Source organism: Pseudoalteromonas sp. MMG012 (assembly GCF_018100875.1).
Lineage (GTDB): Bacteria > Pseudomonadota > Gammaproteobacteria > Enterobacterales > Alteromonadaceae > Pseudoalteromonas > Pseudoalteromonas aurantia.
Window position 1 is genome coordinate 1 of sequence record NZ_JAGJEF010000105.1, and the last position, 11894, is coordinate 11894.

The following is an 11894-nucleotide window of genomic DNA, read 5'->3' on the forward strand; positions in this document are numbered from 1 at the left end:
CGTGTTGAGTAGATTCAGAAAAAGATGAAGAAGAGATTTCTCTTATTTTGTAGAAAGTTAGAGAAGATTAGGATTCGTCAGTTGAAGACTGCTGATAGCGCTTTTTCAAAGGAAAGAAATACTAAAACTTGATATAGGAATAAGATGGAAACGCTAGAACATTTAAAAAGTGGCGATATTTTAATAAATATTGACCAATCTAATAATTGTATTTCTTTGGTTGATGTAGATGTTGATTCGCTTGCTGAATATATTGTGGCGTCTTCCAATAGCAATGGAAGGCACTTGGTATTAGGTAATGGGCGCACAGAAATTATTGGGGTAGAACCAAAGTCGTTTAGTTCTATTTTTGCTCAAGCAAAATCACTATGCAACGGGGTAGATGTAAGGTTAGAGTTCATTCCTAACATCAGAATGATATACACACTTGGAATTATTACAGTTAAGCCATCAATCAAACTGGCGAGTGTTCAGGGTGCTGTGTATGAGCTAAAAAACAACACACCTCGATTAATGTCTGAATCACAGATATTAACAAAAATTGGATTAGGAATAGACTCAAAATTGATTAACTCATTGGCAGGTGACATTGCCTTTCAATCGAGGATTATTGAAAACCTGCAAACAGATATTAAAAGAGCCTCTAGCTATAAAGGGCAATGGAAAAGTTGGGTAATTGGCGCTCTGTTTGGCTTTTTGATTTCCGAACTTTTGAAGCTAGTTCTTGGCTTATCGTAATATTGGAAACATCAATTGGCATTGGTTACATAGTAAATATAACGGCAATTCTATAGCCGCTTAACAGGGGAGTTTATATACTCTGGATTTTTAAGCTAATGCATGCAGCCTTAAATAGGTGTATTGAATAAATACTTTTTATAAGCTTTTATTTAAGCTGGGCGTTTGAGTATGACTCGCGCTAATACGGTCAATTAGCTGGTTCAACCAACCAGTCGAGAAGCTTGGTTTATAAACGAGGTTAATACGCTCCTGATTTCGTGCAGCAAAATCACTAAGTTTGATAACGTTAAGCTGCTCATCAATAGCAATATCAGGCAGATAAGCCAACGCAGGGTGCTTTTTAATTACACTAAGCAGTGAAGCGAAGTTATCACAGCGAAAAGCAATATTGCGGGGGTGGATATGATCTGGCCATCCATCAGAGCCAACACCACGCACAATGCCGCAAAATGACGAGCTGCTCGGGCAAGCAAAAAATGTATTATTTATATCTGCAAGTGTTGGCGTTTTAATTTGATGAATGGGGTGGTCGGTGGCGGCAACCAGTTCAAATGTGGTAACCCCTAGAGGGAGGGCATGAAATCCTGCTGATTGCCAATCAGGCAAAGCGTCATCGGTTACGATGGCTAGATGAGCGGCGCCGCTTTTAAGTTTATTAATGGCATCGCCTTCAAAAACAGCTTGTAAGTTTACTTCAAATTGCGCAGTGCTGATGTGAGGGAGGAGTTTATCAAGCACGTGATCAAGTAACACGGATGGGCCTGCAATATTGAGTGAATGTTTGGCTTGTGTACTTATGAATTCACTGAGCATTTGATCATATTGATTGATAAGTTCATTAGCATACAGCGTAAATTCAAATATTAAACGCTTCGGCTGATGTATGAAGGTTTTGAGTTTGCGCTACATGCGCCAATTTTCGCAGGTCTTCAACGTTCATATTGATTCCAAAAAGTAAATGATTAATGATATTTAATCGATGAAACTTCAATGAATGACAGTGTAAAGTAGCTAAAATTTTTCATCAAGAGATGGCTATGTTGCTTTTTCTACTATTTACCTATTGTACGCGCTGTGTGCTACTTATATGCGTGCTACTCATCGGCGTATCACCTCAAGTGTTCGCAGAGTCCCAGTCACATCAAATGCATCAGCGCTATGGCGCTCATGGTATGGTACTGTTTACTGATGACCAAGAAAATATATACGCCAGCCATTTACCCCTTTATTCGACGCCGCACGATTACCAGATAATTTACCAAATCATTGTACCAAACGAGCGGCAGGTATTAGCTGAATTACGCCAAGGCATGGTTACGCTATTACCGAGTAAGTTCGATTTGAATAGGTTGGTCACCAGAGAGGTGTTCACAATTGGCGCTGACTTTTATACAGGTCATTTTGAGAGAGGCGGAATACACTTTGACAAAACGAACATTGATTTTCATAAAGCCATTTTAGTTGAACCGATAACGCGTAATTATCAATCACAAAATCAGGTTTTTTATAAAGTTAAATTAAACAACCATACCGATCTTGTCGTCCATAAAATACAGCAGCCGCCGTCGTTCGATGCCATTGCTGTTATGCAAAATGATAAAGAGCATAAACAAACATTGTACCAATGCAATAAACCCAAGATATTGAGCCACGTTGCTATCTCAAACGCGTTGGAACAGTGCGGTATTATAAATATACGCTATTTGGAAACACAGGATTTTACCTTATGAATGGCGTGATTCGTTTTTTAGTAGCATGTGTACTTTATGTAATCAGTTGTACTGTTGCATATGGGAAAGCAACTCCAAACCTTTCTCAAAAGCAGTGGTTTGCGGGGAGTAAAGAGTGTGAACTGGATACGCGCCCTAGTATGGAAGTGCTTGAGTTTAATCTGACTACCTACATCATTCGGCAGAGTAAATGCGTGCATTATGAAGCGCCTTTTATCTATTTAACCTCAGGTTTGGATAAGGGTTTTGGAATAGAAAATGTTTTGAAAACAAACTTACGTACAATTCAATGATGATATTTTGTTCAATATCAAGGCGCTTTTATGCAGTAATAGCGGGCTATTACAAATGAAAGCAACGCCGAGAATGAGAAAAATAGCTTTATTGGGCAAATTCGCTTATCCAGAGCTGAGGTTATTTATTATTAGGTGATCAAAAAGCACTATTACTTGATACCGGGGCCACAACAAGTGCCAAACTATTCCCGCTTGCGCGCACAGTGCAAATGATTATTCAACAACATTTAATACGCATAAAACGTCAACCAAAAGATTATGCGTTACATGTATTACACTCGCATAGTCATAACGACCATATAGCAGCTGACTCACGGTTTTATGGGGTGGAAGGCGTATCAGTTGTGCCTCCACATCAACTAACCGTATTACAAAAATCGTTGCAGCTGAGCGACTGGCCCAATTCGGTTAGTGTGCTTGAGTTAGGTGGGAGAAAAATTTCGATTGTTCCCACTCCAGGGCATCAACGAGAGGCCATTAGTTTATATGATGATCAAACACAGTGGCTTTTGACTGGCGATACCTTTTATCCAGGTAGGCTATATATTCGTGATTGGTTAACATTTAAAAGCAGCATAGCAAGGCTGGTGGCATTCAGTGAGATGAATCCTGTTTCAGCTATTTTAGGCGCGCACATCGAAATGTCAGCATGTGCGAAAAAAGATTACCCTTCAGGGTCTGTGTATCATCCAAATGAAGCTTCGTTGGTATTGACCACAAAAGGTCTACAGCTACTGCACCGACAACAGACCATAATGGGGCTGCAACCACAGCAAGTGAGAATGCATAAATTTATTATCTTCCCACTCATATAATGGCTGTTATTGTACATAGGAAAATTTGTGATTGTTTAGTGATAAACACTACTATTTGAGTTAATTGGTTAAGTGATGCTTTTTTGATTTTTTAAGTTGTTGAAATTTATTCGTTTTTAGTTGGTTTATTTATTGCAGAATATCTATTAATGATAACTACATTAACTTGGTAATAGGAATTAGCTGGTATGAAAGACAGGCAATTAGAAATAATTCGAAATAGCTTACTCATCATCGTCGTGATTTTTCAAATCTGTCACTTGTCATGGGAATATTTTAATGGAGGAATTGTCACACATCACATTTTGATGCGCTCAGACTTGCCGGGTATATCCAATTGGTGGGGGTTAATTATATTACCGTCTTTGGTGTTCATCGCTTTTATACGTATTAAGAAAAGGCTATTAACGCGCGCGCATGAAGCGCTGAGCTTAAGCGACTTCTATCGTAATATACTGATTGGCTTTATGGGAATGTTGTTGGTGAGCTTATTGGCATCGCTCGCGTTCAGTTTTGGTTTACAAAATATTGCTGTTTATATGCTGATGGGCCTGATGATCACGGCACTGTTTATACCGTTACACAAAGTTGAGTGTATCCTAGGCTATGTTATGGGCGCGGCATTTTTTACTGGGCCTGTGATCCCGTTTATTGGCGTAGTTTTATTTTCAACCGTGTCGGTACTGTCTCACTATTGCTTTAAGCCCTTACTGCTACGTTTTAAAAGCGTAAAAAAAGACGCGGTATAACTGAGCAACCTTGGCTGGCGAATAACATAGGTAGTTGAAGTATAAAAGTATGGTTGTTCACTATTTTATAAAGGCCAGATAAAAAAGCACCGCATTAAATCTAGCGGTGCTTTATTTTTTCATATTACTTTTCAATATGACTTTCTAATAATGCTTAGAAAAACGTCACTTGTACATCAATCCAAGCATTTGCCGTACCTAGAGTGCCACCTGTTTCTACAGGGTAAATACTAAACTTACCCCAAGGGTCAGTGAAGGTATTATTTTTCTGCAAAGGGGCATCATTAAAGTCTTCTAACGGCCAATTTGAACTGCGAGAGTTTGGGGTAGAGTCCAATAATAATGAGTTATGGTTGTACCAAGGTGCTGCATTGTTATCCATATAATTTTGCAGGTTGATCACAATACCATTTTGTAAAAGTGGTGTACGTAATTGTAGATCCGGTGATGTATTTGCTTCAGCTTTTTGGCGTGTTAAATATTCAACCCAAAACGTTTTATCACCTGATGGTATTTTAAGACCAATAACACCCGGTGCATTGTGCCCTGATGATGTGCCATGATTATATGTGTAAATACGGTATTTACCAGATGTTGTTATAGTGGGCACGTCGGTGTCAGAAATCCAGTTATTAAAGTAACCTTTATACATTAGATTCATTTCTTCTAACGAGTGAGCCCCCATGCCCATTAAGCCAAACACATTACCATAGTTGGTGACAACATCATTTGAATTGCCATTAAGCATGCTATTACCACCTTCAATTGACATTGAGTGATGTAACCCTAAAGCGTGCCCAGCTTCATGTGCAATTGTGCCTGCCGCATAAGTGTAAATTTCCATAAGCGGTGGACCTGCTTGAGAGTTAATGAAATAAGTTGCGTCTGTGCCTACAGGCGGTGCAGTCACCATTATAATCGTCGCTTCGCCCGGAAAGTTTGGATCTACTCCGGCATTGACGAGTTGCTCTCTATAGGCTGGGCCCCACAAGTCTTTGTCATTATTATAATAATTATGACTCTGTGGCATGGTAATTTTTGGCTTAATTTCCCAAGTAAAGTTGAACTTCCCATACGATTGCTCGGTGAAGTAATCTTTGGTCTTCTGCATTTCAGCATTGATTTGATCTGTGGTGAACGCTAAATCTTGATCAGGGAACCTAAATGGATAAACCAATACATGCACACTATTATGATCATATCCATCATTGCCGGGATCATCCGCGCCAGGAGTTACTCGACAGCTGGTTTTGTTAAAGTCTGCAACAACACTTGCGCCTTTAAATAAACCTTCTAAACGAATATTGTTCCAACCGTTACGAGGGTTAGTTAATACCACACATTCAGTGTTGCCGACTTTAGATGAACGGATACTATCGTCACCAGATTTTGGCCACTCACCGTCGGTTCTGCCAGCCAATGTTAAGTTACCTTGGCCGTAAGATGAACTAATTGCGATACTCGTTACATTTTGGTTAAACGTTGAAATAGCAAAACCTGTGCCTTGTGAAGCTGCGGGTACACACACAGGTACACCATCTGTGAGTGCTGTTTCAGTCGTAGGATCACTGGTTGCACAGATATTGGCTAAATCGCCACCGTCACCTGGTGGGGTAGTTGACCCTGACTTTTTGGTTTTAGTCGTTAATATCGCACTCCAACCAGATGTATTTGTCGTATTTTTGGCATACATGACATAGTAATAGACTTTATCTTGGACCAAACCTGTATCTGTAAAGCTGGTTTCATTCGCGTTAACAGTCGCTACGGTATGCCAAGATACACCAGCTGATGAACGTTGAATAATAAAGTTATCTTCGTTGTTAGAGTTGTCACTCCAAGAGACGGTAGCACTCGATTCGGTCGTTGTACCCGTTAGATTGCTAGGTGCAACGATACTCCCAGTATTTCCATCTCCAGGGTTATCTCCACCACCATTTATATCTCGACAAGACGTTGCACCAAAATCAACAGCAAGAGATGATTTATCGCGAGTACCTGTTACTGCGATCATCAGCCAGTATTGACTTGGGTTACTAATGACCACGCACTCGCCATTAGTCCCTGAAGTAATTGACTTATAAGCATTGCTATTTGATCCGGTACTTGGCCAACGACCTTGATCCACATATAAACTCAGATCTCCGCCACCATGTCCTGTGCTAATTGCGACACTGTTATGGCTATTGGCATCTCCTAACCTTAGATAGGCAGTACCACTGTCACTTACACAAATAGGGGTACCGTCTGTTATAGAGGTAGACGGGCCTTGTGTGGCGCATACATCTGGCAATGTAGCGCCTAATGCATGTTGTGAAAGCAGTATTGCCGGACCAAGCAACAGCTTGGTCCAATGTGATGAAGCGAATTTCATCGTGTTCTCCTTTATCATGTTGTAACTCATTCATGTTATATGTTTTCTGTGAAGCTAACGTAATTTATTTGTAATTTTCTTGGTGTATAAATTACCAGTTTAAATATATTGTATACAGTATATTTATCAATCCATTTGCCTAGAACACTTTCTTCTATCTTTATGCCTTTATTGTTTCTAATTGTTTTGATAGGAACGTCTATGAGTATCTCGATTTTGGTTGAGGGCATACATTTGGTATTGGCATGTCATTTAACTTATTGAAAAAATTGCATATATTATTTTGTAAATGTGACTTTTGTTTAGTTAGATGTATAAAAATTAAACATGTCTTGGTGAGTTATCATGACTAAAGATAAAAAATATTAATGAGAAAAAACTGTAAGGAATTAAATATTCCACTTTTAAAAGGTGATAAATATGTTAACTAACACTGGGGTTATGTATAAACAATGCCAGGCAAAGATGTTTTTCTCTCATGCTGAAATAAAATATGCACAATTAAGGCGTGTGCTGTTCTAGGAACTGGTCATTATGTTTACGGGCTAACAACTAGAGAGCATTACAGCCATCATCCGTCGAGCAGAAGGTTTGGCTTTTCCTGAAATAGTGTGATTTACATGCTCTATTACCTTGACGTTACGACGTTATATTATGGCAATAGATGTGTTAGCGTATTGAAATAAAAAGTTCGGAACTTATTGTTATTTAGTCAGTGTTATAGTTTTGTATAGTAGATAAAAGAGGTAAAGGCATGTTTGCATCTCAGTGATATTACCTAGAGATTGCGGAACGAAATAAGTTTATACAGTGTGGAGAATGAATAAGGTGCATATAAGGGACGTACATGAACAAGATTTAGAAAGTGTCAGTGCTATATGCATGCGGTCATTTAAAAAATCAATCGCCAGCAGTTTGCAAAATGACGGGGTACAAACTTTTACGGATATTATAAAACAAAGTGCGTTTTGCAAAGAATGCAGCAAGACAATGTGCTCTTAGTTGTTGAGGAAAATGAGAACTTGATTGGCATGATAGAACTCAAAGCAGGGGGCCATGTTGCGATGCTTTTTGTTGATCCTGAATTTCAAAATAACGGGGTAGGTCGGGCTTTGTTAAATGCGGTACTGGCACATGTGAATGCGGATATTTTAACGGTCAGTGCGTCATTGACGTCGTTTGGTGCGTATCAAAAGTATGGATTTAACTGCGTTGGTAAAATACAAGAGTCATCAGGGCTTGTCTATCAGCCGATGGAGTTATGTATGTGATATTTAATGGAGCTAATAAAGATAGTGATAAGCAGCGGGCTCTGCATTACTCAGCGTAAATAAAAAAGGCTTAATAGGTTATGATATAAATATCAGTAACAACATAAGCCTTTTAAACGCCTTATAAAAACGTAATCTGGTACGCTTTTAATTCAGCGGCTATTAGTTAGCGTCAACAACCTTTACAGGTACTGCTTTTTCAGCACTGAATTTTGTTGTTAGCTCTTCTTCTAACGGCGTAAATGCGGTTAGGTCGATACCATCAACTGCAGCTGTGTACTCTTCAATAGTCGGGAAACGACCCAAAACAGTTGAAAGTACAACTAGCGGTGTCGAACCAAGTAGCGATTCACCTTTTTTATCTGACGTATCCGCAACAACACGACCTTGGAAAAGACGTGTAGAGGTAGCTATAACCGTATCACCCGGTTCTGCCTTTTCTTGGTTACCCATGCATAGGTTACAACCAGGGCGTTCTAAATACATGATGTTTTCATATTTAGTACGTGCGGCAGTTTTAGGCTTCTCATCGTCGAACTCAAAACCAGCGTATTTAGCAAGAATATCCCAGTCGCCTTCTGCTTTAAGCTCATCAACAATGTTATACGTTGGTGGCGCAACAACTAATGGCGCATTGAATGTAATTGTTCCATTTTTAGCTTCTAGATTTCTTAGCATTTGCGCGATGATCTTCATATCGCCTTTGTGTACCATACAAGACCCAACAAATCCTAAGTCAACTGGCTTGTCGTTGTAGAATGATACAGGGCGGATCACATCGTGCGTGTAACGCTTAGATACATCTTCGTTATTTACGTCAGGGTCAGCAATCATTGGTTCGTTGATTTGGTCTAAATCAACAACAACTTCGGCATAATATTTCGCTGCGTCATCAGGTGCTAGGGCAGGGTTAGTACCAGAGTTGATCTCTTCAATTCGCTTGTCAGCTAAATCGATAAGACCTTGAAGTGTTTTAGCGTCGTTTTCCATACCTTTGTTGATCATGATCTGAATACGGCTCTTCGCAAGCTCGATAGATTTGATTAACGTTTCATCATTTGAAATACAGATTGACGCTTTCGCTTTCATCTCTGCAGTCCAGTCAGTAAAAGTAAACGCTTGGTCGGCCATGAGAGTACCAATGTGTACTTCAATAACACGGCCTTGGAAAACGTTCTCACCGCTAAATTGCTTAAGCATTTGCGCTTGAGTTGAATGTACTACATCACGGAAGTCCATGTGGCCTTTCATGCGGCCTTTAAAAGTCACTTTTACCGACTCAGGAATAGGCATTGCCGCTTCACCTGTAGCCAATGCTAAAGCAACAGTACCAGAATCAGCACCAAATGCGACACCTTTAGACATACGAGTATGCGAGTCACCACCGATAATAATCGCGCGGTCATCAATGGTAATGTCATTCAGTACTTTGTGAATAACGTCAGTCATTGAATGGTAAACGCCTTTCGGGTCACGTGCTGTGATTAAACCGAACTTGTTCATGAACGCCATTAGTTTTGGAATGTTAGCTTGTGCTTTACTATCCCAAACTGAAGCCGTGTGACAACCTGACTGATATGCACCATCAACAATTGGTGATATTACAGATGCAGCCATAGCTTCAAGTTCTTGTGATGTCATTGGGCCAGTTGTATCTTGCGAGCCTACAATGTTTACTTTAACGCGCACATCTGACCCTGCGTGTAGTGCAGTTTCTGATGCTACACCAACTGAGTTGTTGTTAAAGATTTTTTCAACTGCAGTTAGGCCTTGGTTCTCATGAGAAATCTCTTTTGACGCTGCATATACAGCAGGTGCTTCAACACCTAATGTTTCAGCTGCAAAAGTTTGTAGCTTCTTACCGAATACAACCGCATAAGAACCACCTGCTTTCATGAACTCAACTTTTTGAGGTGTGAACGCAGAAGACACATCAACAAGCTCTTTGTCACCGTTGTAAAGCTTTTTCTCTTTGGTGTCGATTGTTAATACAGTACCCGTTGCAACCGAGTAAGCTTCCTCAAGCACTGGGTCGCCATTTGCGTCGGTAACATTGTTACCATTTTCATCTGTTTTCTTAACCCAGTTTTGAAGGTCAAGACCAATACCGCCAGTTACGCCAACCGTCGTTAAGAAAATAGGTGAAATACCATTGGTACCTGCAACCACTGGTGCAATGTTAATGAATGGGACATATGGACTTGCTTGTTTACCAGCCCAAAGAGCCACGTTATTAACGCCAGACATACGTGACGAACCCACACCCATAGTACCTTTTTCAGCAATAAGCATAACTTTTGCGTTAGGGTGCTTTTTCTGTAGCTCTACAATTTCTTGTTGTGCTTCAGGTGTGATCATGCATTTACCGTGTAATTCACGATCTGCACGAGAGTGCGCTTGGTTACCTGGAGAAAGTAAGTCAGTTGAGATATCGCCTTCACCAGCAATATAAGTAACAACGTCAATTTTTTCTTCAATTTCAGGTAGCTTAGTGAAAAACTCTGCTTGTGCGTAACTTTCTAGAATGTCTTTTGCAATTGCATTGCCCGCTTTGAATGCAACTTCTAGACGTTCAGTATCAGCTTCGTAAAGGAATACTTGTGTTTTTAACACATCGGCTGCTGGAGCAGATACGTCAGTGTTATCACTTAGCGCTAGATCAAGCAATACTTCAATAGAAGGACCACCTTTCATGTGAGATAGTAATTCAAAAGCGAAAGTAGACGTAATTTCTTCAACAACAGACTCACCAAGAATGATTTCTTTTAGGAATTTTGCTTTTACACCGGCTGCGCTGGTGGTTCCTGGTAGTGTGTTGTAGATAAAGAAATTTAATGAGTCTGCGCGGTGCGCATGACCCGTATCTTTTATTTGGCCAATAATCTCTGATAGTAACGCTTCGCTATCGATTGGCTTTGGATTCAACCCAAGTTCTTGCTTACGGTTTTGGATTTCATCCATGTATTCTGTGTACAAACTCATAGAAACCTCTTTTGCTATACAATGCTCATATATAAAACCGGCTTATTTTACCTGATTTGCCTCGCCGAGTAATCATTTAATTGAGCTGTACTGTAATAGCGACGGATTTGCTTATCAGTTACAGCTCGGTTTGATGATTTATCAATCAAGTCAAAGACCATGCTTGTTAGCGTTGAATTATAGACTATGCGAATGACTCATTGACGTGAAGTCTTGATATAGTGCGTGATGGCGTGAATTTAGCGTTGAACACCGATGGCGAATACGGGAGAATCAATGTTAATAAAAATCGGGAAAACGCGTGTGCTGATGAAGGGACTCGTTAGACTAAAGTTTTAAATATGCAGGCCATAAGTTTAAGTTATACAGTTGGTTAATCATTAGGGTTAGGTGAAAAATAACCCCCAACCCTAATGATTAATTCGCTTAGTTATAGGACCTAAGCGGTTCTATTTCAGTTTTGCTTAATGTGTGATGTTGCTTGCTAGGACAAGCGGTTTAACACCAGTCGCGTTATAAATTTGTTCCGGCTTGAATACTTGTTCACTTTTAATGATCAGTGATGTTTTACGCAGTGCTGTTATGTCTTAAAGTGGATCACCATCAACCTTAGTTAGAAGCAAGTCACCGTTGTACAACCATCGTAATCAGATTTGCATTCCCAGCTTTGGTGGCATTTATTGGATTGACGGCCTCTAAAGGGCACCAGCAACTTCGGGAGTTTGCGCTTTGTCTATGCTCTTATCCATCGATAGATTTTTCATGTTTTTCTTTTTTAGATTTAATCTCATGCTTGCTGTCCATCATTTACAATGACCTAGCGTTTACTTTATTGCATATAAAAGAGTTTATAAAAAGAGATTTGAATTATTATAATTTGTTGGCGTTATATTTATGTCGGTTTATGGTAACTTATGTATTTATAGTCCAATAAAG

8 protein-coding genes and 1 pseudogene are annotated in these 11894 nt (G+C 39.7%); 6 read left to right on the forward strand and 3 right to left on the reverse strand.

What is annotated here, in order from left to right; all coding sequences use genetic code 11:
- The first annotated feature begins 144 nt into the window (after positions 1 to 144).
- Positions 145 to 738, forward strand: a complete 594-nt coding sequence (locus J8L97_RS21160) for a hypothetical protein (protein ID WP_211052610.1) — start codon at positions 145 to 147, stop codon at positions 736 to 738.
- A gap of 138 nt (positions 739 to 876) precedes the next feature.
- On the opposite strand, the gene J8L97_RS21165 is transcribed toward J8L97_RS21160, so the two are convergent.
- On the reverse strand, positions 877 to 1554 hold the full coding sequence (locus J8L97_RS21165; RefSeq protein ID WP_211052612.1) for a LysR substrate-binding domain-containing protein: 678 nt from the start codon (positions 1552 to 1554) through the stop codon (positions 877 to 879).
- Positions 1555 to 1778: 224 nt separating this feature from the next.
- Between J8L97_RS21165 and J8L97_RS21170 the strand changes: the two genes are divergently transcribed.
- From J8L97_RS21170 to J8L97_RS21185, 4 genes and pseudogenes are all read left to right on the forward strand, one after another.
- The gene (locus J8L97_RS21170) at positions 1779 to 2471 is read left to right on the forward strand and encodes a hypothetical protein (protein WP_211052614.1); all 693 of its coding nucleotides are present in this window, start codon (positions 1779 to 1781) and stop codon (positions 2469 to 2471) included.
- Positions 2468 to 2764, forward strand: coding sequence for a hypothetical protein (locus J8L97_RS21175; protein ID WP_211052616.1), 297 nt, complete (start codon positions 2468 to 2470; stop codon positions 2762 to 2764). Before J8L97_RS21170 ends, J8L97_RS21175 begins: the two co-directional genes overlap by 4 nt.
- A gap of 134 nt (positions 2765 to 2898) precedes the next feature.
- Positions 2899 to 3582, forward strand: a pseudogene (locus tag J8L97_RS21180) (MBL fold metallo-hydrolase); the annotation flags it as partial.
- Between the two features lie 188 nt (positions 3583 to 3770).
- Entirely contained in the window at positions 3771 to 4331 is a 561-nt protein-coding gene (locus tag J8L97_RS21185; RefSeq protein ID WP_247688763.1) for a hypothetical protein, read from the forward strand.
- Positions 4332 to 4485: 154 nt separating this feature from the next.
- Here J8L97_RS21185 and J8L97_RS21190 read toward each other — a convergent pair whose 3' ends face one another.
- Positions 4486 to 6705, reverse strand: a complete 2220-nt coding sequence (locus J8L97_RS21190) for a fibronectin type III domain-containing protein (RefSeq protein WP_211052618.1) — start codon at positions 6703 to 6705, stop codon at positions 4486 to 4488.
- 977 nt (positions 6706 to 7682) lie between these two features.
- Here J8L97_RS21190 and J8L97_RS21195 point away from each other — a divergent pair.
- Complete coding sequence (locus J8L97_RS21195; protein ID WP_247688764.1) at positions 7683 to 7976, forward strand: GNAT family N-acetyltransferase; 294 nt, start codon at positions 7683 to 7685, stop codon at positions 7974 to 7976.
- A gap of 162 nt (positions 7977 to 8138) precedes the next feature.
- Here J8L97_RS21195 and J8L97_RS21200 read toward each other — a convergent pair whose 3' ends face one another.
- Positions 8139 to 10958 carry a bifunctional aconitate hydratase 2/2-methylisocitrate dehydratase gene (locus tag J8L97_RS21200; protein WP_211052620.1) on the reverse strand — a complete coding sequence of 940 codons (2820 nt, stop codon included), beginning with the start codon at positions 10956 to 10958 and terminating at the stop codon, positions 8139 to 8141.
- Positions 10959 to 11894 lie beyond the last annotated feature (936 nt).